At 46.1% G+C, this 23,532-nt stretch carries 21 protein-coding genes; 14 read left to right on the plus strand and 7 right to left on the minus strand.

Annotation, left to right across the window (positions count from 1 at the left end; all coding sequences use genetic code 11):
• Positions 1-107: 107 nt before the first annotated feature.
• Positions 108-857 carry a tRNA-uridine aminocarboxypropyltransferase gene (locus NB463_RS21400; RefSeq protein WP_258431074.1) on the plus strand — a complete coding sequence of 250 codons (750 nt, stop codon included), beginning with the start codon at positions 108-110 and terminating at the stop codon, positions 855-857.
• Between the two features lie 173 nt (positions 858-1,030).
• Positions 1,031-1,939: an N-acetylglucosamine kinase gene (nagK, locus tag NB463_RS21405; RefSeq protein ID WP_258431055.1), complete on the plus strand. Its 909-nt coding sequence runs from the start codon at positions 1,031-1,033 to the stop codon at positions 1,937-1,939.
• A 204-nt stretch (positions 1,940-2,143) separates the two neighbouring features.
• On the opposite strand, the gene NB463_RS21410 is transcribed toward nagK, so the two are convergent.
• The 6 genes from NB463_RS21410 to NB463_RS21435 all read right to left on the minus strand — a co-directional run bounded on the left by NB463_RS21410 (position 2,144) and on the right by NB463_RS21435 (position 7,119).
• A complete protein-coding gene (locus NB463_RS21410) occupies positions 2,144-2,410 on the minus strand; it encodes a DUF2960 domain-containing protein (protein ID WP_005377584.1) in 267 nt (88 codons plus the stop codon).
• A 75-nt stretch (positions 2,411-2,485) separates the two neighbouring features.
• The gene (locus NB463_RS21415) at positions 2,486-4,264 is read right to left on the minus strand and encodes a bifunctional molybdopterin-guanine dinucleotide biosynthesis adaptor protein MobB/molybdopterin molybdotransferase MoeA (protein WP_258431057.1); all 1,779 of its coding nucleotides are present in this window, start codon (positions 4,262-4,264) and stop codon (positions 2,486-2,488) included.
• Positions 4,261-4,848 (minus strand): molybdenum cofactor guanylyltransferase MobA, encoded by a 588-nt coding sequence (gene mobA, locus NB463_RS21420; protein ID WP_025534433.1) that lies wholly within the window; start codon positions 4,846-4,848, stop codon positions 4,261-4,263. The genes NB463_RS21415 and mobA overlap by 4 nt, the downstream gene beginning before the upstream one ends.
• The gene (locus NB463_RS21425; RefSeq protein WP_258431058.1) at positions 4,826-5,545 is read right to left on the minus strand and encodes an energy-coupling factor ABC transporter ATP-binding protein; all 720 of its coding nucleotides are present in this window, start codon (positions 5,543-5,545) and stop codon (positions 4,826-4,828) included. Before NB463_RS21425 ends, mobA begins: the two co-directional genes overlap by 23 nt.
• Before the next feature lie 50 nt (positions 5,546-5,595).
• Positions 5,596-6,294, minus strand: coding sequence for an ABC transporter permease (locus NB463_RS21430; protein WP_005396188.1), 699 nt, complete (start codon positions 6,292-6,294; stop codon positions 5,596-5,598).
• A gap of 6 nt (positions 6,295-6,300) precedes the next feature.
• Positions 6,301-7,119, minus strand: coding sequence for a substrate-binding domain-containing protein (locus NB463_RS21435; RefSeq protein WP_258431060.1), 819 nt, complete (start codon positions 7,117-7,119; stop codon positions 6,301-6,303).
• 333 nt (positions 7,120-7,452) lie between these two features.
• Here NB463_RS21435 and NB463_RS21440 point away from each other — a divergent pair, with 333 nt between their 5' ends.
• The 3 genes from NB463_RS21440 (at position 7,453) to NB463_RS21450 (ending at position 12,743) form a co-directional block, all read left to right on the plus strand.
• Positions 7,453-8,904, plus strand: coding sequence for a sigma-54-dependent transcriptional regulator (locus tag NB463_RS21440; protein ID WP_005396186.1), 1,452 nt, complete (start codon positions 7,453-7,455; stop codon positions 8,902-8,904).
• Positions 8,894-10,933, plus strand: a complete 2,040-nt coding sequence (locus tag NB463_RS21445) for a sensor histidine kinase (RefSeq protein WP_258431061.1) — start codon at positions 8,894-8,896, stop codon at positions 10,931-10,933. The genes NB463_RS21440 and NB463_RS21445 overlap by 11 nt, the downstream gene beginning before the upstream one ends.
• Before the next feature lie 217 nt (positions 10,934-11,150).
• The gene (locus NB463_RS21450; protein ID WP_012841837.1) at positions 11,151-12,743 is read left to right on the plus strand and encodes an ABC-F family ATPase; all 1,593 of its coding nucleotides are present in this window, start codon (positions 11,151-11,153) and stop codon (positions 12,741-12,743) included.
• Positions 12,744-13,105: 362 nt separating this feature from the next.
• Here the strand turns inward: NB463_RS21450 and NB463_RS21455 are convergent, their stop codons facing one another.
• Complete coding sequence (locus tag NB463_RS21455; RefSeq protein ID WP_005396179.1) at positions 13,106-13,939, minus strand: formate dehydrogenase accessory sulfurtransferase FdhD; 834 nt, start codon at positions 13,937-13,939, stop codon at positions 13,106-13,108.
• A 325-nt stretch (positions 13,940-14,264) separates the two neighbouring features.
• Here NB463_RS21455 and NB463_RS21460 point away from each other — a divergent pair, with 325 nt between their 5' ends.
• The 9 genes from NB463_RS21460 (at position 14,265) to NB463_RS21500 (ending at position 23,181) form a co-directional block, all read left to right on the plus strand.
• Positions 14,265-14,729, plus strand: a complete 465-nt coding sequence (locus NB463_RS21460) for a DUF3305 domain-containing protein (protein ID WP_005396177.1) — start codon at positions 14,265-14,267, stop codon at positions 14,727-14,729.
• Complete coding sequence (locus NB463_RS21465) at positions 14,719-15,348, plus strand: DUF3306 domain-containing protein (RefSeq protein ID WP_047008774.1); 630 nt, start codon at positions 14,719-14,721, stop codon at positions 15,346-15,348. The genes NB463_RS21460 and NB463_RS21465 overlap by 11 nt, the downstream gene beginning before the upstream one ends.
• Before the next feature lie 308 nt (positions 15,349-15,656).
• Positions 15,657-17,318, plus strand: a complete 1,662-nt coding sequence (locus NB463_RS21470; protein ID WP_258431062.1) for a 4Fe-4S dicluster domain-containing protein — start codon at positions 15,657-15,659, stop codon at positions 17,316-17,318.
• Between the two features lie 9 nt (positions 17,319-17,327).
• On the plus strand, positions 17,328-17,954 hold the full coding sequence (locus NB463_RS21475) for a TorD/DmsD family molecular chaperone (RefSeq protein WP_005495048.1): 627 nt from the start codon (positions 17,328-17,330) through the stop codon (positions 17,952-17,954).
• A gap of 73 nt (positions 17,955-18,027) precedes the next feature.
• Positions 18,028-18,228, plus strand: coding sequence for a twin-arginine translocation signal domain-containing protein (locus NB463_RS21480; protein WP_258431075.1), 201 nt, complete (start codon positions 18,028-18,030; stop codon positions 18,226-18,228).
• 10 nt (positions 18,229-18,238) lie between these two features.
• Positions 18,239-21,094 carry a formate dehydrogenase subunit alpha gene (locus NB463_RS21485; protein WP_258431063.1) on the plus strand — a complete coding sequence of 952 codons (2,856 nt, stop codon included), beginning with the start codon at positions 18,239-18,241 and terminating at the stop codon, positions 21,092-21,094.
• A gap of 11 nt (positions 21,095-21,105) precedes the next feature.
• Positions 21,106-21,714, plus strand: a complete 609-nt coding sequence (fdh3B, locus tag NB463_RS21490; RefSeq protein WP_005377536.1) for a formate dehydrogenase FDH3 subunit beta — start codon at positions 21,106-21,108, stop codon at positions 21,712-21,714.
• A 14-nt stretch (positions 21,715-21,728) separates the two neighbouring features.
• Positions 21,729-22,781, plus strand: a complete 1,053-nt coding sequence (locus NB463_RS21495; protein WP_005377534.1) for a formate dehydrogenase subunit gamma — start codon at positions 21,729-21,731, stop codon at positions 22,779-22,781.
• Positions 22,765-23,181 (plus strand): membrane protein, encoded by a 417-nt coding sequence (locus tag NB463_RS21500; RefSeq protein ID WP_012841836.1) that lies wholly within the window; start codon positions 22,765-22,767, stop codon positions 23,179-23,181. The genes NB463_RS21495 and NB463_RS21500 overlap by 17 nt, the downstream gene beginning before the upstream one ends.
• The last annotated feature ends 351 nt before the right edge of the window (positions 23,182-23,532 follow it).

The raw sequence follows: 23,532 nt of genomic DNA on the forward strand, positions 1-23,532 counted from the left end.
GGTGAAATTATTTCAACAAACAGTAAGGTGCGTTGAAGGGCTTATCTTGAGGCGAAACCATAATGTCAGTAGAATCGCGCTCTACTTTTTACTTGGCATTACTTACCATGAGAATTCACGCTTTCCACCGTTTATATCAGTACCGACAATCTATCTCAACCAAGCCTTTCAACGCGCGTGGATGTAAAGTGGTTCGTTGCCAATATTGCCAGGTTTCTGAGCAACACTGTTTGTGCGGTCTTCAGCCAAACATCAAGGCTAATATTGCATGTATGTTGATTGTTTCTGAAAACGAAGTATTTAAGCCAAGTAATACCGGTCGTCTAATTGCTGATACGATTCAAGAGACTTACGTTTATCAATGGAACCGAACAGAACCGTCTGAGGAGATGCTGGAGCTACTACAGGATGACAACTACCAACCAGTGATTGTATTTCCTGCAGACTATGTGGATGACCCATCTCGTTTAATTGAAGATCTGCAGCCTGCGCGATTAGTAAACGAAGAGGCTCAGAACAAAAAATGGTTGCTGATCTTTATTGATGGTAGCTGGCGTGAGGCACGAAAGATATTCCGTCGTTCTGATTTTCTTAAATCTTTGCCTGTGCTTTCTATTGAGCCAGAATCTCTGTCTGAATACATCATGCGCCGTTCTGAGAATGAGCAGCATCTTTCAACCGCCGAAGTCGCGACGTTAGTTTTGAAACAAGCCGGTGAGAATAAAGCATCGGAATGCCTTCAGTTGTGGTTTGAAGCCTTTAGAGAAACCTACATGTTGACCAAGACCCGAGTCAAAAACGATCCCAACCGACCGCATTTAAAACGTTTCAAAGAGTGGGTGAAAACCGAGAGCTGACTCTAAGGAATGAACTTTTGTTGATGGCATGTTGTTCAACTGGCTGCGGTGAGGGGATAAATCTGCATTCGGTCACGGTTTGCAGGCGTACAGATATGGATAATGCCACTAGTTTATACTTTTGACTCCAGCCATTTTTGGAGTCGTTTAAGCATTTTTTAGGAGAGAAATACATGTATTACGGCTTTGATGTCGGTGGCACTAAAATTGAATTTGGTGCATTTAACGAGAAGCTTGAGCGTGTAGCGACGGAACGTGTACCTACACCAACAGACAACTACGAGCTGCTGGTTGATACCATTGCGGAATTGGTTAACAAATACGATGCAGAGTTTGGTTGCGAAGGCACAATTGGTCTTGGCCTACCAGGCATGGAAGACGCAGACGATGCAACGGTATTAACGGTTAACGTTCCTGCGGCGAAAGGCAAACCACTGCGCGCGGACCTTGAAGCGAAAATTGGTCGCAGCGTAAAGATTGAAAACGATGCGAACTGTTTTGCGCTATCAGAAGCATGGGACGAAGAGCTTCAAGATGAGCCTTCTGTACTTGGTTTGATCCTAGGTACTGGCTTTGGTGGCGGTTTTATCTACGATGGTAAAGTTTTCTCTGGCCGTAACCACGTAGCAGGTGAGGTGGGCCATACTCGTTTACCTATCGATGCTTGGTTCCACTTAGGCGAAAACGCACCTCTGTTGGGCTGTGGTTGTGACAAAAAGGGGTGTTTAGACAGTTACCTTTCCGGTCGAGGCTTCGAGCTTCTTTACGCGTATTACTACGGCGAAGAGAAGAAAGCGATCGATATCATTAAGGCGCACGCAGAAGGTGAAGCGAAAGCTGTTGAACACGTTGAGCGTTTTATGGAGTTGCTGGCTATCTGTTTTGCAAACATCTTTACAGCGACTGACCCACATGTTGTTGTGCTGGGTGGTGGTCTTTCAAACTTCGAATTGATTTATGAAGAGATGCCAAAACGCATCCCTAAACACTTATTGTCTGTGGCTAAGTGTCCTAAGATCATCAAAGCAAAACACGGTGATTCAGGCGGTGTACGTGGCGCTGCGTTCCTAAACATTAAGTAGTGACTGAAACCTTACTCGATATAAAGTAAGAAGAAATCTAAAGCCCCGTTTAGACCATCAAGGTAAAACGGGGCTTTTTACTTATATATCGAAGTAACTCATATACCCAAGTAACTTCTATATGCTTGGGTATAGAGCACGAACAAAAATAGCATGCATAAAAAAACTCGCGACGAATCGCGAGTTTTCTGTTTACAGCTAAGCTTATTTGTTCTTTTTGCCTACGCCTAGGTTTTCTTTTTGAGCTAGGGTGATTTTGCTAAAGCCTAATTTTCTGAAGTAGTTATCGCGGTAGTTTCGTACCGCTTTAGTGTCAGACACTGCTTCGATTTGTTGCTCCATCTTTAGGAACTCAGTGATATCGATACCTTCTGCTTCTGCAACCGCTTCTTGAATGTTGCGATGCTGCTGGTATGAGAACGTCAGTTCTTTGTCTTGGTCTTTGTAAGTGTAAAGAATGGTGCGAGCCATAGCTGTCTCTCTGAAAAAGGTTTCTGTATTAAACAAAAAGGCCAGACTCGCTGACCTTTGAATTTCTAGTTTGGGCTAGATTCTGCCTTGAAGTGGGATAATTGTCACGCTTTCTCCCGCTTTTACTGTATCAATAGCTGGGGAGATTTCGATCAAACAGTTTGCCTCACTCATTGAGCGCAAAATACCAGAGCCTTGCTTGCCTGTTGTACGAACGGTTAAACGGCCAGTGTCATCCAGTTCATAGATTCCTCGACTAAACTCGGTACGACCTTGTCGAGAGCGAAGATTCTCAGTCGCGATGGCGTTCACTTTCAGAGGCTTCCAGCCTTGTTCGCCTTGCATCTTACGCAGTGCAGGCTCAACAAAATTAATGAAAGAAACCATCACGGCAACAGGGTTGCCCGGCAGACCAAAGAACGGCTTGTTGTTGATTTGACCAAACGCGAGTGGACGTCCCGGACGCATGTTGATTCGCCAAAAATCGATTTGACCAAGTTTATCTAAGGCAAGTTTGATGTAATCCGCATCACCAACTGATACGCCACCAGAAGTCATAACCACGTCCGCTTGCGCCGATGCGTTTTCCAACGCTTCAATCATTAACTGTTCGTTGTCTTCCAGAATACCGAAATCCAAAATCTCGCAGCCGAGCTTTTCAAGCATGCCCATGATGGTAAAACGGTTGGAATCGTAGATAGAATTCGCTTTTTGCTCTGTTCCCGGTGCTTGTACTTCGTCACCGGTGGAGAACACGGCAACTTTCAATTTGCGGAACACATTCGCTTCACCAAAACCAAGCGAAGCGATCATGCCCATTTCTGGAGAGGCTAGGCGAGTGCCTGCGGTAAAGACGTCACTGCCGATAGCGAGATCTTCACCTGCTTGACGAACGTTTTGGCCTGCTTTGATATTCGCACCATTAAAGATGACCTTGTCACCTTCTTGAGAGGCTTGCTCACGCATGACCACTGTGTCGCCGTTAAGTGGTGTTGGTGCGCCGGTCATGATCTTCACCGCTTGGCCGACTTCTAAAGCTTTATCATAGGCATGGCCCGCCATCACTTCAGCAATCACTTGGTAGCTATCGCGCTCAATATCATCACTGCGGATGGCATAACCGTCCATCGCGGAGTTGGTGTATTGCGGCACACTTACTGGTGAAATGATATGTTCCGCGAGAACGCGGCCATAGGCGTTTTCAATCTTGCATGCTTCTATTTCCGAAACCGTGTTCACCAAAGAAAGGATTTTTTCTTGGCCTTGAACCACAGAAAGGAAAGCGGGAGAAAGTGTGTCGCAACATGCGGCGTCTTTCTCTTTAGATTTTGGTGCTTTTGCATCTTGAACGTATTGGAGAACAAATTGAGCGATGGCATTCAAATCATTGATGTTCATTTGTGGCAGTTCAGAGTCCAACTCCGCACTGTCGGAAGCGATAGCAATGATGTTTTCATCGTGAGGGTAAAGCCAAGGCTTACCCACTTCTTCACGGTGCAATTCAATTTTAGGAAACGCGATGTTTTTACAGCCTTCGACCAAAACTACATCGAGGTTGTCTTCATCAAAACGTGTTAATAGGTATTCAAACTCTGCTTCGGCTTCTGGCGTTTCTGTCATTAACGCAAAACGGTTGCGAGAAGCAATCAGCATTTGAGAGGCGCCAGCTTTGCGTAAACGGTAGCTGTCTTTACCCGGCTTATCGACATCGAAGTTGTGGTGCGCATGTTTTAGCATGCCAATGCGTAAACCTGCTTCAGTCAGCTTTGGCAATAGCGCTTCAAGTAGCGTGGTTTTGCCTGTGCCTGAATAAGCTGCAAAACCAAGAATAGGAATATTTAGCGTGTGTTTCATGATTCTAATTGTCCAAATTGCGCCAGTTCTTCCGGAGTGTTCAAGTTGACGAAACAGTTTGGTGAGTCGCTAAAGTCAACGTAACTGGTGTTGCACTCTTTGTAGAGCAGAATGATTTTTCGGTCGCCACGTTCTAAAAATGCAGTGAGTTTTGGCAGTACTCGCTTGTGGTAGAGCGTAAAAACAGGTTGCTGATGGTCACCATCATGAGCGACCAAAATATCACTGTCTTCTTTGGCGGCCTGGCAGAAACGCTCGACAAGGTCGGTGTTAATTTGTGGGCTATCGCAAGGTACAAATCCAACCCAGTCAGTTTCAGCATGCATCAAACCCGCGTGAATACCGCCCATAGGCCCAGGGAAATCTTTGAATTGATCACTAAATACGAAACCAAATTTGCTGTACGCATCTTGGTTTCGGTTGGCATTAATTAAAATGCGTGGTGTTTGTGGAGATAAACGTTCAATAACGTGTTCGATGAGTGGCTTCTGATTTAATTCAATCAGACCTTTATCTTTTCCACCCATACGGCTGGCTTGGCCACCAGCCAAAATGACCCAACTAGTTTGTGTTGGTTGAAGCATATGCATTCTCTTGGGATATTTCTTTTGGTATGACATACAACAGAGGAGACTCTATCAAAGTCTTGTCTTTAATCCACCACTGTTTTTTACATAAGTCGGTCAGTGCGTTGGTTTGATGGCTTGTCACCACAATGCTGGAACCACGATCCAAAAGATCTTTCGCCATCACAACTAATCGTTCAATGGACTCTTGGTCTAAAGACGCACTTGGCTCATCCATCAATAAAATCGACGGTTTTAAGATCCAAGCTCTTGCCATGGCAACACGCTGTTTTTCACCGCCGGACAACACGGAGATATGTTCGTCCGCTAAGGTTTCCAAACCTACCATGCGTAGTGCGTGAATAACTTGAGCTCGCTTATCTTTTGGTGTGTCTTGTTGATATTTCACGCCATAGACTACGTTCTCATATACAGTGCCGTCAAAAAGGTAAGGGGATTGATGGAGATAAATCACATCGACACGACCATTGCGACGCGTCAGTCTTTTCAGCCACGTATCTTTTGGCGCAACAACGTCGCCAGTAGAGGGTTTGAGCAAGCCGGCAAGGATTTTGAGTAGGGTAGTTTTGCCCACACCATTGTCACCCTTGAGATAAATGGCATCATTTGGGCCGATGGCTAACTCAGGGATGTGGAAAAGCACACGCTCTTTAAAGCGCATGGATAAATTTTCGGCGGTGATTTTTATAGTCATAATTCGCCTCGACATGGGGTTAATGGTGAGTCGTTTGTTTGCTTCATGTTCTATGTTCTGAGGTAGCCTTTGCCTCTCATGCTTGATAAGAAGAAGTTTAGTGCCAACGCTAAAGACAGTAATACAATTCCTAATGCAACTCCTTGCGCAAAAGCACCTTTGCTGCTTTCCATTGCGATAGCGGTCGGAATATTGCGCGTTACGCCCATAATGTTTCCGCCTACCATCATTGAGCAGCCCACCTCGGTTACGATACGTGAGAACCCTGCAATGATAGCTGCGAGTAGAGGAAAGCGGGTTTCCCAAATCATCGTAGCGGCCACGCGCGGAATGGAGACGCCTAGCGTGATGGCAGTTTCCACAGCGCGACGGTCGCTAGATTGCAATGCACCATGCATCATCGATACCAAAACAGGGAAACAGATCACCATTTGGCCGAAAATCATCGCCTTCTGAGTGAACAGCATTTGCCAGTCTCCCCAAGGGCCAGCGCGCGACAGCAACATGTACAGCAACAGGCCAATCACGACGGTAGGGACCGCTTGCAGCGTATTCACGATCGACAACAAAAACCATTTACCGCGAAAGTCGGTATACGCCAGTACAAAGGACATCAAAATAGCCGGCAATACCACTAAAGATATTGCCGTGATAGAAACACTAAAGGAGACCGCAACGATCTCCCATAGGTCTGCATCAAAATTCACCAGTAAGCGAAGCGCTTCCAGTGTTGTATCAGCAAGATTCATATTGCGTTATTTGCTCTCAGCATTCGCAACAAACAGTTGTTTACCGTTTAGGCGGAAACCATTGATAAGTTCCTGTCCGCGAGGGTTTACCAACCAGTCACTGAATGCCTTCGCACCTTGGTAGTTGATTGTTGGGTAACGCTCAGGGTTAACAAGAATAACTTGGTACGGGTTAAACAGTTTTTCATCGCCTTGGAACAGAATTTCTAGATCCAATTTGTTTTGATAAGCCAACCATGTGCCGCGGTCTGTCATGGTGTAGCCTTGCATTTCGGACGCCATATTTAATGTCGGTCCCATGCCTTGTCCAACGCTGCGGTAACCACCAAAGTTGGGTTCTATTTTGGTTTGAGCCCAGAACCCCATCTCTTTTTTGTGTGTACCAGAATCGTCACCACGAGAGATAAACGTCGCGTCTTTACTTGCAATTTCTTTAAATACGTCGAGTACGCTTTCGTCATCTTTTATTTCAGCCGGATCCGATTCAGGTCCCACGATGACAAAGTCGTTATACATCAGTTTACGAGGTAGAACGCCGTAGCCTTTCTCAACGAATGTGCCTTCGGCTTTTGGTGCGTGTGTCATCACCAAATCTACGTCACCGTTTTCGCCCATTTTTAAGGCCTTGCCAGTACCCGCAGCGATAACATCGACTTTGTAGCCCGTGTCTTTCTCAAATTTTGGCAGCAGGTAATCAAGTAACCCTGAATGGTAAGTACTGGTAGTGGTTGCTAGGCGAACGTGCTCGCCATCTTGAGCGGAAAACGCAGAGTAACTTACAAGCGTGATTGACGTCGCAGCCAGAGTTAGCGCAATTTTTTTCATTTTTATGTGTTCCTTTCCAATGATTATTTGGCTTTTCTCCCGATGTATTGGAAGAGGCCTCTTGGGCGAGAGCGATTAGTTCAAAGTGCAAGTTGCCTTAGGGTGTTGGAATAACAAACACCAACATCCTGAGATCACTTGAATACGCCCTGTAGCTACCTTATAGCAAACAAGATGCCAACCTTTTACAAGCGAAAAGTGCTCGATTTATGCACTAAATCATGGGGTTATTTGCACAAAAGTTTGCGTTGGTACAAAATGTCGCACTTTTTGTAGGGTATCTCTGTTTAAACTTGGTACACTCTGTCCCATCCGAAGCCATCTGGGGTAAATATGTCTACTCAATCCCATATTAGTACAAACCAACAATATAACGCCTTTTCCGTACTGGTCGTTGATGATGAATTGGGCATGCAAGCCATTTTGAAAAAGGCATTGGGGAAGCTTTTCTCACATGTCGACACTGCTGGCAGCATCGAAGAAGCAGAGCAACTGCGTAATTCTCGACATTATGATCTGATTTTACTGGATATTAATCTGCCGGGGCGCTCTGGGATTGAGTGGGAAGAAGCGTTTGAAGATGACGACAAACGTGCCGATGTGATCTTCATGACGGGCTATGCGGATTTAGAGATTGCTATTCGCGCACTTCAACTTGGTGCTTCTGACTTTATCCTAAAGCCCTTCAACCTAGAACAAATGCTAAAAGCGGTCAGTCGCTGCATGGATCGTCGCTTGAACGAGCGCATGCAGTACGCCATGAAGCGCGATTACCAACGTCACAATACCTCCGAGATCATCGGTGGTTCAGAGAAAACGCGTCAGCTTAAGCAGCTTATTAACCAGTTTGCACCGTCGCGTGCTTCTGTGTTGGTCGAAGGTGAGTCGGGTACGGGTAAAGAGCTGGTGGCGCGAGGTATTCACCAAGCGAGTGGGCGAACGGGCCCATTTGTGCCAATCAACTGTGGCGCCATTGCGCCAGAGCTACTTGAAAGTGAGTTATTTGGTCATACATCGGGCGCGTTTACCGGTGCGAAAAAATCTCGTGAAGGTTTGTTCCGCGTAGCAAATGGCGGCACCTTGTTCCTCGATGAAATCGGGGAAATGCCACTTGCAATGCAAGCCTCGCTGTTACGCGTTTTGGAGCAGCGTACTATCCGCCCTGTTGGTTCAGAAAAAGAAATCAGCATTGATGTCCGTATCGTTGCTGCCACCAACCGAAACCTGCAAGAAGAGGTCAACCAAGGCAACTTCCGCAGTGACCTGTATTACCGTTTGAATGTGCTCAAAATCGAAGTGTGTCCTCTGCGTGAGCGCAAAACCGATTTGTTTGAGCTCGTGCCATTTTTCAGCAATATGCTGACGCGGGAGCTTGGTATGCCTGCGCCCAAATGGGCACACGAGGACATGGAAGCCATGAGTGAGTACGATTGGCCGGGAAACATTCGTGAGCTGAAAAACTTGATTGAGCGATGCATTTTGCTTGGGAAACCGCCTGCGCATTATTGGCGGGAGCTAAATGGTGGACACTCATTGCCTAATGTGTCGATTACTGTTTCTCATTCTGCTGAACTACCGACATTTAAAGAAGGTAGAGAGTTCACCGGGGAGGGGTATCCAAACAACTGGACTCTGAAAGAAGTCGAAAAAGCGCATATAAAACAGGTCGTTAATTTGCACGAAGGCAACAAGTCAGCCGCTGCTCGTGACTTAGGCGTTGCGCGTAAGACCTTAGAACGTAAGTATAAAGAATGGGATTCTGAGGATGAGGAATATGCCGACTAACGGCCCGCAGCACAAAGGATTGTCGAAATGGACGCACCGTTTTAAAACCATGGTGCGTTATCGCTTATTATTTTTAACCTCCGCACCTATCTTTCTGACTTTGATAGCCCTGATCGGGATTACCATTTATTGGTCCATCCATTATACGTGGCAAAATGCACTGCTTGATGTTTCTGAGCGTCTTGGTGTTGCGAATAACAGCGTAACGTTGTTACAGCAAAAGCAATCGAATTACGTACGTGCGTTTGCTGACTCATACGATTTTCGTATTCGCATCAATCAAGGGATACCGCAAGATGAGCTGCAAAAGTGGGTCACTGAGCAGAAGAAAAGATATGCTTTAGATTTTCTCTCTTTCCAACGCGTCAACTCGATGGAAAACAAATTCCGCTTTATGGATCTCACTAAGCGAGAATCGTTTTTTGATGTACTCAATAAAGAAGAACTCGAACGCCTCGATCCTGAACTCGCTAAACGAGCGGAAGTGCCTATTCTTGCCGATGGTGGCATGGAAGCGCGTGGGTTAGTCAGTCGAACCGTGATTCCTGTACATAGCCAAACGAATGATTTGATCGGCTTTCTTGATGGTGGTTTGCTCCTTAACAATAGTACAGTGCTGGTGGATCAAATCCGCGATCTCATATACTTAAGTGATAATGACCGCCTTCGCCCTGTGGGTACGTTGACGGTATTTCTTGATGATTTGCGTGTAAGCACCAACGTCCCTCTAGACAGCGAGCATAGGTTAGGGCGCGCCATAGGAACTCGCGTGAGCGCAGAAGTGTATAACCAAGTACTTTCAAAAGGTGAGCAGTGGGTTGACCGAGCCTATGTGTATGACGCTTGGTATATTACGGCGTATCAACCGATCAAAGACCAATACGACAATGTTATTGGTATGCTTTATACGGGTTACCTAATGTGGCCATTCGTTAAAGCCTACATGACCAACATTGCCGAAATTAGCTTGATTACGGTTATGTTATTGCTGGTTTCCGGCGTGATGGTATATCGCGGCTCTTATGATCTGTTTCGACCGATCGAACGCATCCATAAAGTGGTGAAGCAGGTCCAACAAGGAAAAGAAAAACGGATTGGTCCGTTGGGATTGGATGCCGATCATGAACTCGCACAATTAGCCAGACAGTTTGATGATATGTTAGACGCGCTAGAAGAGCGCAAAATTGAACTGAAGAACTCCGCAGCGCAACTTGAATGCAAAGTTCAAGAGCGTACGGCAAGCCTTAGAGAAAAAACCCAAGATCTAGAGCTGCATATTCAATTGCTCAACCAAACTCGCGACAAACTCGTTGTTCATGAAAAACTGGCAGCACTGGGAGAACTCACCGCGGGGATTGCTCACGAAATTAATAACCCAACCGCCGTGATCCTTGGCAACGTGGAGTTGATCCACTTTGAGTTGGGTGACGATGCAAATCGAGTACAAGAAGAGATTGATGCGATTCACGCGCAAATTGATCGTATCCGCAATATCACGCGCAGTTTATTGCAATACAGTCGCCAAGGTGGTGTTCAAGATGAAATCACTTGGCAACATGTCAATCCTATCATTGATGAAAGCATCACCTTGGTTAAAACGGGCACCAAGAAACGCGACGTCGAGTTTGTGACTGATCTACAAGCGCATACGTCCGTTGAGATAAACCGTCACCACTTGCTACAAATCTTAGTTAATTTGCAAATGAATGCCATTCACGCAATGAACGGCAAAGGCACGTTAACCGTAGTCAGTGAAGACTGGATTGACGAGGGCGAAGTGAAAGGAGCCGCGATTCATGTTATTGACGAGGGTTGCGGTATTAAGCCAGAAAACTTGAATCGAATCTTCTCACCATTTTACACGACGAAGCGAGAGGGTACTGGATTGGGACTGTCGGTCTCTCAAAGTATCCTCAGCCAAACGGGTGGTGAGCTAAAAGCCGAGTCGGAATGGGGAAAGGGCAGTAAATTCAGTATTTATTTACCTAAAAAAGCCGAGCTGATCCTAGAGGTGACGAATATCGCTTAGTCACTTGTTGTAAGCATTACGGAAGAAAGAGCCAGTTATAATACTGGCTCTTTTTTGTATTCAATGACGCATTTGTGCTTGAGCTTTTTGCTTTGAAGAAGCACTGCGATGGTTTCACTAGCGATGAATTAATAAAAACAACACTTGCAGTATGTAGCATGAACAAGTACCGTTGCCCGGTTTTTCTAAATACACCCCAATTGCTAAGGTAAAGGTTTTGATCTCCACAGCGAATATTACTCAACAATTCGGCGCTAAGCCGCTATTCGAAAACATTTCAGTTAAGTTCGGCGAAGGTAATCGCTATGGCTTAATTGGGGCTAACGGTTGTGGTAAATCAACCTTTATGAAGATCCTCAGCGGCGAGCTTGAGCAAACCAGCGGTAACGTGAGTTACGATCCAAACGAGCGCGTTGCAAAACTAAACCAGGACCAGTTCGCTTACGAAGAATTTACGGTAATCGATACCGTTATCATGGGTCATAAAGAGCTATGGGAAGTGAAGAAAGAACGTGACCGTATCTACTCACTTGCTGAAATGAGTGAAGAAGACGGCATGAAAGTGGCTGACCTAGAAGTTCAGTTTGCGGAAATGGACGGCTACATGGCAGAAGCCAAAGCGGGCGAGCTTCTTCTTGCAGTGGGTATTCCAATGGAGCAGCACTTCGGCCTAATGAGCGAAGTGGCGCCGGGCTGGAAACTTCGTGTGCTTCTAGCGCAAGTTCTATTCGCAGACCCAGACGTTATGCTGCTTGACGAACCTACCAACAACTTGGACATGGATACGATCCGTTGGTTGGAAGACACGCTAAACGCGCGTAACTGCACGATGATCATCATCTCGCACGACCGCCACTTCCTAAACTCAGTATGTACGCACATGGCTGACTTGGATTACGGTGAACTGCGCATTTACCCAGGTAACTACGATGAGTACATGACAGCAGCTTCTCAAGCTCGTGAACGTCTATTAAACGACAATGCGAAGAAGAAAGCACAAATTGCAGAGCTACAAACGTTCGTTGCACGTTTCTCAGCAAACGCATCGAAAGCAAAACAAGCGACATCTCGTGCGAAGCAAATCGACAAGATCAAACTGGATGAAGTTAAAGCGTCTAGCCGTCAAAACCCATTCATTCGTTTCGAACAGTCGAAAGAGCTGTTCCGTAACGCTCTGATTGTTGAAAACCTAAGCCAAGGTTTCGAAGAGGACTTGTTCTCAGACTTCAATGCAATTTTTGAAGTGGGTGAGCGCGTTGCGATCATCGGTGAGAACGGTGTGGGTAAAACAACACTTCTAAACACGCTTGCTGGTGTGCTTGAACCGCGTGCGGGTGAGTACAAATGGTCTGAAAACTCAAACATCGGTTACTACGCGCAAGACCACGCGCATGACTTTGCAGAAGACATGAACCTAACGGATTGGATGGGTCAATGGCGTCAAGAAGGTGATGACGAGCAAGTCGTTCGTGGTTTCCTTGGTCGTATGCTGTTTGGTCAAGACGACATTAAGAAGTCAGTAAAAGTACTGTCTGGTGGTGAGCAAGGTCGTATGCTGCTTGGTAAGCTGATGATGCACAAGCCAAACATGCTGCTAATGGACGAACCTACCAACCACATGGATATGGAATCGATTGAATCTTTGAACACCGCGCTTGAGCAATACAAAGGCACGTTGTTCTTCGTATCTCACGACCGTGTATTCGTAGACTCGCTAGCAACGCGTATTATCGAAATCCGCGATGGCAAGATCACGGACTTCAAAGGCACGTACTCTGAGTTCCTAAAATCTCGTGGCGTTGACGCGTAATTACTCGAGAAGCGTTTAAAAAGCAAAAGCCTCGCTATTTAGCGAGGCTTTTTATATTGGTCTTAATCCTTAAACTGACCGGTTATATACGCATATATGCCGACGACACCAAATGTAATGATCATTGAGAGCATGATGCCACTGGGCGTGAGCAAAAAATTCCACAGTTGGTCATTGTCCATAGTTCACATCCTTTGTGAATGAGCTGTAGTTAGCATCAATTAAAGCAAGCGTTGTTATTGCTACAACACATGTTGCTATTTCTGACTTATATCGTTTAATTAAGCCTTCATAACGTGATGATTTACTTATCCCAATTGTTATAAGTTTACACGAATCGACGGTTTTGTATTATTTTCTCGTTAACGAGATGCACTTTCGCCTTTCACATCAAACTCAATCTTGTCGGCTCCGGTAAATACTTGGAAGCGTAAACCTTTTGCTCGCGCAATCGTCGTAATGCCAAATTGTTTCGCAAGATCTAACCCCATTTGAGTAACGCCAGAGCGAGAAAGTAGAACAGGAATGCCCATTTGGGCCACTTTAATCACCATCTCTGAAGTAAGGCGACCAGTTGTGTAGAAAATTTTATCTTCACCTGTTTCTTCTTTGAGCCACATCTCACCTGCAAGCGTATCCACAGCATTGTGGCGGCCGACATCTTCCACAAATGACAACACCTCATTCCCTTTGCAAACCGCACAGCCGTGTACTGCGCCCGCTTTTTTGTAGGTGTCGTTGTAATGAGTTAACGCTTCCAGCGCAGAATAAATTTCTGATTGTTTAAGCGGAACTTGAGGCACTTGGTAGTTCTCAAGTTGTTTCATCACATTGCCATACATGGTGCCTTGACCACAGCCAGATGTGACGGTTTTCTTTTTCAGAGCGCCTTCTAAATGTTCGGTATTTTCTTTAGTAATCACCGCTGCGGAATGCGTTTCCCAGTCAATAATGACGGATTCAATCGCTGCTGGATCAGACAGGAAGCTTTGGTTTTTTAAATAACCCAGTACCAGCGCTTCAGGACGCGAACCTAGCGTCATGAGCGTGACCACTTCTTTCCAGTTCAGCATGACCGTAAGAGGGCGCTCGCACGCGATTTGCTTTGTCAGTTTTTCGCCGTACTCGTCGTACACGTCGACTTCAATGGTTTGCAGGGGATTTTCACTGGTTTTAATAATATTTGGTTTCAGCACAGTCGTGTCCTAGTGATTAAGAGCGTTAGGTTGCTACGCATTTAGCTTGCTAAGTGGTTAGCAAAGCAAATCTCGTTCCAAAATAGCGGTTCCCACAATAATTGCGAGGTTTTATGTCAACAACGCATTAAAACTGCGAGTTCGCAGTAATGACACATCAGTACATTTGAGTTTCGGCTAGTTTGGTACTTATAGCCAGAGGACATGAATAGGCTAAGCTTTATCAGTGTGGCTCGTTTATTGCTTATAAGTCAATAAAATGGTCGAAAGTAAGGTCAAAGTGTCCTGATTGCTTTCAGACCAAAATAGAAAAACTGGGTGAGTTATGTCGGATAAGAAAGATTTCGAGAACAATTACGAGAAGACCGAAGACGCATGGCCAATTGGCGTAGAGCTTGTTGAGCATGAGATCAGTACAGGGATTTGGGTAACAACCCAATGGCAGTTGACGGGATTTGCGCTAAATCCGACGGAAGAGACTCCAGATGTTTGTCTGTTGCAATTGCACAAAGACGAGCGTACAGACTACCGCTTTAACTTAAGCTCTCAGCAACCTAAACTTTTTTTAGTGATGGATAACGTCGAGTCTGGTGAAAAACCAGCGATACAGCTACTAACGGCTTCACAATCTGTCGCGGCGCAATATATGGATGGCGACAACCTTGTACTATCCAACGATATGCCGTTAGCCGTTCAGGCTTGGATGGAAGCCTTCATCGGTCGCCACGGTGAGTTGTTAGAAGTAAGACGTAAGAAACGCAAAGGAGCGGGCAGAGCAAATGGCAACTAGTTTTTTAAGCCGTTGGTCGAAACGTAAATTAGAAGAATCTTCCCAACATGATGAAGAGATCACGCCGATAGCAGAGACGGAGCAATCCGAAGATAGTGTCACAGCGCTTTCAAACGCTGACGAAAGCTCAGACGCTTTGAACGTCAATGAGGTTAGTCAGTCACCAGACACTACCGCGAGTGTAGAGACTGAAAAGCCCGAAGAAATGTCTGTGGCGCAACTGCTGGTTTCTGAAGCTTCAGAAAGTGTTAAGAAAGCCGCGCTGCGCAAAATGTTCTTGTCCGAAGAATTTAACGTGCGTGATGGCCTAGACGATTACGATGATGATTACAGTAACTTAAAGTCACTTTCTAAAGACGTCGCAGAGACGCTGCGTGATTGGGTTAAAGAAAAAGTGGAAGAAGAACCAGACGCTGAAACGGCGCAAGGATCTGAACTTAACGCTGACGATATCGCATCTGAGGTGGTTGAAGACTCAGAACTAAACGCCGAAAAAAGTGCCGGAATTACCCAAGATGAAAATGAACTGTATATAAATACAGTGTCTGGTGAAAGTGATACTTTTGCTGAGGAATCACCGCCTAACGAGGTGAGACAAAATATACCACACAAAGAATAGGTACATTTTGACTAAACACTCAATGAACCGGCTGGGACAAAATGTCTCAACCGGTTTTTTTATCCCTACTATTTGTCGGTAAAATATCTAAGTGATTGAATTTTAATTGATATTTTATTGGCATGACATTTGCTATTTGTTGCTCAATACCAATCTGGTTGAAGTTAGCACGGACGCACTGCGTAGTATTCATCGCCTATAGATGGCGGAATAAGAATGCTCATTGATAAGTTAATCAGCAGAATCTCCGGCGCTAACTACACTAAGAGATGGAAAAGACTATCCATGTTCATAAATGGAATTGAGCAATGCTGAAACAATTATTAGAACAAGCAACTTCCAATAACGGTAAAGCGAGGCTGTACGCTTTCGAAAATACCGTAGAGTTGACCAATCTTATTCCACCAACCGTAAGCTATGAAAGCGGCGGTAATACTTTGATTGTGGGCCCAACGGCAATCATCGAAAGTGCGGCAGCGCAATTGTCGCAAATGAACAGCCTAACGCTGCTTTCTACCGATGGCGAAAAGGGCACAAATCCCGAGCTTTATTACGCCAATTCGGTTCAGGTTTCAGGGTTCTTAGGTACGTTTGAAGTTCTGATTGAAAATCATGGTTCGACCAACAATCTTGCCAAGGTCGCGATCAATAGCGATTGTTTCGATATCGTACTCGATCTTTGCCTTAACAGCTGCATGTCGGAAGAAGTCCCAGTACCGGGCTACTACCCAGTTGGCCGTGGCTATCCGAAACTGGCTGAAGCGTTGGAAGAGATTCCAACCTTAATGGGGACGTTCGATAAACCGAAATTCTTCCGTTTAGATACCGATTTATGTGCACACAGCTCTCGTGGCGTAAAAGGTTGCGAACGGTGTGTGGATGCTTGTCCGGCAGGGGCACTATCTAGTGAAGGCAGCGACAAAACGGGTCATCGAATCGAGATCAACCCATACCTATGTCAAGGCGTCGGTACTTGTGCTACAGCGTGTCCGACAGAAGCGATTCATTACGCACTGCCAAACCCTGAAGATACGCAAAAGTTTATTGAACGTACGCTCGCCAACTATGAGCAAGCGGGTGGTTTAGAGCCTATCGTATTGATTTGCAGTTCTCGCCACGAGAGCTACAACGTAATGGCACTAAAAGCACTGCCAGATAATGTGATTCCAATTGTGGTGGAAGAACTGCCTTCGGTTGGTATTGATACTTGGTTCGCTGCGCTTGTGAACGGTGCCACTCAGGTGCTGTTTGCGGCTTCGCGTTTTATGCCTCAAACCATTATTCGTGTGCTTAATAGCGAAGTAGGTATTGCTCAAGAGTTGCTCGACCAGCTTGGTATCGCCAAAGAAACCATCGACATTCTGTATCTAGAATCACTACGTGAAGGTGCTCCGACACTTTGTACCGAGTCTTTTGATTTGGCATTAGGTGATTTGCAAGGTAACAAACGTCAGCGTCTATTTACGGCGTTGGATGCGTTGTCAGCATCGCGTGTTCCAGTTGAGAACATTGTTGAACTGCCAGCGAATGCACCTTACGGCACGGTTTCTTGTGAAAGCAAAGATTGTACGTTGTGCATGAGCTGTGTGGCGGTGTGTCCAACACGTGCATTGCATACGGACGGCCAATCTCCGTCGCTTAAATTCGTCGAGCAAGACTGCATTCAATGTGGGCTGTGCGAGAAAGCGTGTCCAGAGAAAGTGCTGACGCTTACTCCTCGTATGAACTGGGTGAAAGAAGAACGCCAGAAAGCGGTTGTGATTCATGAAGAAAAGGCAGCCGAGTGCATTCGCTGTCACAAGCCTTTTGCTCCGCAATCGATGATCGATATGCTGCAAAACAAGCTTCGTGGTCATTCTCACTTCTCTGATGAAGCGGCGATCAATCGTATCGCGATGTGTGAAGACTGCCGTGTGATCGACATGTTTGAGTCGATGGCAGAAGACCCAATGAAACAACTGAAATACTAGGAGCTCGCAGTGGACACACAACAAGAACAAACACTGAGAACAGACATTTATCTCGTTCTATCTGCACTTTTTCGTAGTGCGCCAAGTGATGAAATGCTGGCGTTCTTGAAATCGCTAGAAATTGAGCCGTCTGAGAGCGCGATGCAAAAAGCTTGGCTCGCACTGCAACAAGCCGCGAACGAAGCGCAACGAGAAGCATTAGAAGAAGAATATCAAGATCTGTTTATTGGCATTGGACGTGGTGAAGTTGTGCCATTCGGATCTTGGCATCGCACTGGCTCGATGATGGAAAAACCGTTAGCAGAAATTCGTCGCGATTTGGATCTTTTAGGCATCGAACGAGAAGAGAACGTGAAAGAGCCTGAAGACCATATTTCTGCACTGTGCGAAGTGATGGCAATGCTGACGGGTGAAGAGGAAGAACTTCAACAAGCGGTGTTTAACAAACACATCGCCCCTTGGTTCCAATCTTTTACGCGCCAACTAGAGAACGCCGAAAGCGTGAACTTCTACAAGCCAGCTGCGCAGCTTTGCGATGCGTTTTTAACGTTAGAGCAAGTGCGTTTTAGCGTGAACACCAAAAGCAGTAAGAGCAAATTAAAAATTGATGTGAAAAACGTCACTGATTACGAGTAATCGAGCAGTACTTGGTCATATCGATAGAGAGGCATGAGTCTCCAAAGATCTACCGTAAGGTAAGGAAGCAATGATGAAAGATAATAAAGAAATTAACACAAGCCGTAGGGATCTCCTAAAAGGCTTCACAACCGCTGCCATTGCTGGTGCTGTTGTTGCGGGAACCACGAAAGTGGCCGTTGCTTCAGAAACGGTTGAGCCTTCTGAAAAAGACGTGAAGAAGAAAGGGTATCGTGAAACTCAACACATTCGCGATTACTACGACACACTTTAGGAGATAACGGATGAAACTTGTCAAACGCTCCGACAGTGTGAGCAAAGAAACGAACCAGCTTGGCGTATCTCGTCGTGCATTCATGAAAAACACTTCGCTTGCCGCTGGTGGCGCAGTGGTTGGTGCTAGTCTATTCGCACCGGGAATGATGAAAAAAGCGCAAGCAAAATCAGTCGATCCAGAGGCGAAAACAGAAGTAAAACGTACTATCTGTTCTCACTGTTCAGTGGGTTGTGGTATTTACGCAGAAGTTCAAAATGGTGTTTGGACGGGTCAAGAGCCTGCATTCGACCACCCATTTAACGCCGGTGGTCACTGTGCAAAAGGCGCAGCACTACGTGAACATGGCCACGGTGAGCGCCGTCTTAAATACCCAATGAAGCTTGAAAACGGTAAGTGGAAAAAGCTTTCTTGGGATCAAGCGATCGAAGAAATCGGTAACAAGGTGATGGACATCCGCAAAGAGTCTGGCCCTGATTCGGTTTACTTCTTGGGAAGCGCAAAGCACAGCAACGAACAAGCGTACTTGTTCCGCAAAATGGCATCACTTTGGGGCACTAACAACGTTGACCACCAAGCGCGTATTTGTCACTCAACAACCGTGGCGGGTGTAGCGAACACTTGGGGTTACGGTGCGATGACCAACTCTTTCAATGACATGCACAACTGTAAGTCGATGTTGTTCATTGGTTCAAACCCAGCTGAAGCTCACCCAGTAGCGATGCAGCACATTCTGATCGCGAAAGAGAAGAACAACTGTAAGATTGTCGTAGCGGATCCTCGTCGTACTCGTACGGCGGCGAAATCTGATCACTATGTATCACTTCGTCCTGGTTCTGACGTAGCATTCATTTGGGGTGTGTTGTGGCACATCTTCGAAAACCAATGGGAAGATAAAGATTTCATCCGTCAACGTGTATTCGGTATGGATGAAATCCGTGCTGAAGTAGCGAAGTGGACGCCAGCAGAAGTTGAGCGTGTAACAGGCGTAAGCGAAGAAGACGTTTACCAAACAGCAAAACTGCTTTCTGAAAATCGCCCAGGCTGTATCGTTTGGTGTATGGGTGGTACTCAGCATACTACCGGTAACAACAACACACGTGCTTACTGTGTGCTTGAGCTAGCGCTTGGTAACATTGGTAAATCAGGCGGCGGCGCAAACATCTTCCGTGGTCACGATAACGTACAAGGCGCAACCGACCTTGGCGTACTTTCTGACACGCTACCGGGCTACTACGGCCTTTCTGAAGGTGCTTGGCGTCACTGGTCAAAAGTGTGGGAAATCGATTACGAATGGATCAAAGGTCGTTTCGATGACAACGCTTATAGCGGTCAGAAACCAATGCACAGTGCAGGTATCCCAGTATCTCGTTGGGTCGATGGTGTACTGGAAAACAAAGACAACATTCGTCAACGCGAAAACATCCGTGCAATGTTCTACTGGGGACACGCAGTGAACTCTCAAACACGTGGTGTTGAGATGAAAAAAGCGATGCAGAAGTTGGACATGATGGTGATTGTGGACCCATACCCAACTGTTGCTGCGGTAATGAACGACCGTACGGACGGCGTTTACCTGCTTCCTGCAACAACGCAGTTTGAAACATACGGCAGTGTTACCGCTTCTAACCGCTCTCTACAATGGCGTGATCAGGTGATTGAACCTTTGTTCGAATCAAAACCAGACCACGAAATCATGTACCTGCTTTCGAAGAAACTGGGCTATTCAGATCTTCTGTTCAAAAACATCCGTGTTGAAAACAACCAGCCGGTGATTGAAGACCTAACGCGTGAATTCAACAAAGGCATGTGGACGATTGGTTACACAGGCCAAAGCCCAGAGCGTTTGAAAGCGCACCAACAAAACTGGCATACGTTCCACAAAACCACATTGGAAGCGGAAGGTGGCCCTGTCAACGGTGAAACCTACGGTCTACCTTGGCCATGTTGGGGTACACCGGAAATGAAACACCCAGGCACACACATTCTGTACGATACGTCTAAGACGGTTGCAGAAGGTGGCGGTAACTTCCGTACGCGCTTTGGTGTGGAATTCGAAGGCAAAAGCCTTCTTGCAGAAGACAGTTATTCGAAAGGCTGTGAGATCAAAGACGGTTACCCAGAGTTCACTGATAAGTTATTGATACAACTTGGTTGGTGGGACGACCTAACTGCTGAAGAGAAAGTGGCAGCAGAGGGTAAAAACTGGAAGACTGACCTTTCTGGCGGTATTCAGCGTGTCGCGATCAAGCACGGTTGTATTCCATTTGGTAACGCGAAAGCGCGTGCGATTGTTTGGACGTTCCCAGACCGCGTACCACTGCATCGTGAACCACTGTACACACCACGTCGTGACCTTGTAACGGACTACCCAACTTGGGACGACAAAGATGCGATCTTCCGTGTTCCTACGTTGTATAAATCCATTCAAGAGCAAGACAAATCGGGCGAGTACCCAATCGTTCTGACTTCTGGTCGTCTGGTTGAATACGAAGGTGGCGGTGAAGAGACGCGTTCAAACCCTTGGCTTGCCGAGCTTCAACAAGAAATGTTTGTTGAAGTGAACCCGAAAGACGCGAACGATCTTGGCTTCAGAGATGGTGATGATGTTTGGGTTGAAGGTGCAGAGAAGGGACGAATCAAGGTGAAAGCGATGGTAACACGTCGTGTGAAACCAGGCTTGGCGTTCATTCCGTTCCACTTTGGCGGTAAGTTCGAAGGTGAAGACCTACGTCCTAAATACCCAGAAGGTACACAGCCTTACGTTGTTGGCGAATCGGCTAACACGGCAACCACTTACGGTTACGACCCGGTTACCTTGATGCAGGAAACCAAAGTAACCCTATGTAACATTCGTAAAGCGTAAGGAGTCTGACAATGGCACGAATGAAATTTCTATGTGACACCAAACGCTGTATCGAGTGTAACGGCTGTGTTACTGCATGTAAGAACGAAAACGACGATGCGCTTGAATGGGGCATTCAACGTCGCCGCGTGGTAACACTAAACGACGGTGAAGCTGGTGAAAACTCCATCTCTGTTGCTTGTATGCACTGTACCGATGCGCCTTGTATGGCAGTTTGCCCAGCAGACTGTTTCGAGCATACCGAAGACGGCATCGTACTTCACAATAAAGATCTGTGTATCGGTTGTGGTTACTGTTTGTTTGCTTGTCCGTTTGGCGCACCTCAGTTCCCTAAACAAGAAGCGTTTGGTGAACGTGGCAAAATGGATAAATGTACGTTCTGTGCGGGCGGCCCAGAAACAGAGCCTGGCTCTGAGGAAGAGCGCCAAAAATACGGTGCGAACCGTATCGCAGAAGGCAAGTTACCAATGTGTGCATCGCTTTGTTCAACAAAAGCGCTGCTTGCGGGTGACGCAGAGAAAGTCTCTGACATTTTCCGTCAACGTGTAGTAGAACGCGGCGCGAAAAACGCAGGTTGGACAGACGGAAACGATCTTTCTTACGATGCGACGAAAAGCTAAGTAAGGAGAGGCACATGTTAAACACGCTTAAACGTGCATCTCTAGCAATGCTGTCAATGATGACGGCATTGCTGCTGACTTTTGCAATGCCTGCTTCAGCAGAGGAACAATCTTCTAAAGTTATTCAACAGGAGATCACGCAACTCGCCGGGGCAGACTATTGGCGCGAAGTCAGAGAGGGGCAAGAAGGCTACACCACGTCTCAATCGCCAGAACATGGCGTATTGATCAGTAAACCTGGTGAGACTTGGTACATTCTAAAAGAGAAATGGATGTCTCCTGCTGGTGCTGTCGCGATTTTCGGCAGTATCGCGATGGTTATCATGGCTTACGTATTCGTTGGTCCTTTGATGCTTAGCAAGCCGCGTACTGGTAAAAAGATGAAACGTTGGTCTCGTTTAGACCGCGCGCTTCACTGGAGTATGGCGTTTACATTCTTAACGCTGGCATTCAGTGGTTTGATGCTGGTTTACGGTAAGCACTTCTTAAAACCGTACGTTCCTACTGAGTTCTGGGGCTTTATCGTCATGTTGGCGAAGCAGTACCACAATTACATGGGACCATTGTTCTTCATTTTACTGATGCTCGTGCTCTTTAAATGGTGGCGCAAGTCGATTCCAAACATGACAGATGTTCGTTGGTTTATGAAAATGGGCGGTATGGTTGGTAAACACAAAGGCACACATCCGTCAGCTGGTTTCTCAAACGGTGGCGAGAAGGCAATCTATTGGTTGTTGATCTTCTTTGGTGCTATCGCGGCAGTGAGTGGCTTAGTTCTGGACTTTCCTATCTTTGGCCAAACTCGCCGTGACATGGAGCTTTCTAACTTAGTTCATGCGATTTCGGCACTGATTCTAATCTGTGGCTTTATCTTCCACATCTATATTGGTCTATTCGGTATGGAAGGTGCGTTAGAAGGCATGGTGACTGGTGAAGTTGACGAGACATGGGCGAAAGAACACCACGATCTTTGGTATGAGGAAGTGAAGTCCAAAGAAGCAATGGGCGAAACAGATACGGCACAAACGGAAGTAAAAGGAGCGAAAGCGAATGAACAAACCTCATAACGGGATTTGGGTTGCGTACATCCTGAGCTGTCTGACCCCGTTTACGTTTCTGATCTCAGGCGTTATCGCAATTATCTATGCGGGTTACCGATTAGATAAGGGAGAAGACAGCGACGTAGTGATTTCTCATTACTACGGTTTAATTCGTACCTTCTTTCTCTACCTGACGTTTTTTGTTGTGTTGATCGTCACCGTCGCGACTTCTAATGGTGTACTCGTTGGCGTGAGTGATTATTGGTTGCATAGTACTTTACTTGAAACCATCGCTTACTTTATTCCTTGGGTAGGGATGGTGTTTGCTGCATTAGCCATCTTGGTGTGGTTTATGCGAATGTTTCAAGGGATGCAGCAACTGCGCAATAACCAACCACACAGACCATCGACAGGTCCAAACCTTTAATCAATATTCTTTAAGCAAAACCGCCGTAACAGGCGGTTTTTTGTTGCTGTTTTGTCTCAAATATGAAGCACTTAGTCGCAGGGGTGATATTTGATGCAACTTATTGAGTGAATTTACGTAACTGGGCAGGAAATCATAGTTAAGTAAGAAACATGTAAAAAATCGCATCACGATGAGACATTAGTCTCACTCACGCTATTGTTCATTTACTCAGGATTCATCGTCCCGTTAAAGTACGCTGCGCTCAGAAATTCAAAGAGTTGCATACGTGAAAATTGCCATCAATACATTCAGTCTACGCATACAGAGGAATCTCTATCGGAGGATGTTTGATTAAGGCATCTTGCTCTC

The sequence above is a fragment of the Vibrio sp. RM-41-2B genome, from assembly GCF_024744415.1.
Lineage (GTDB): Bacteria > Pseudomonadota > Gammaproteobacteria > Enterobacterales > Vibrionaceae > Vibrio > Vibrio diabolicus.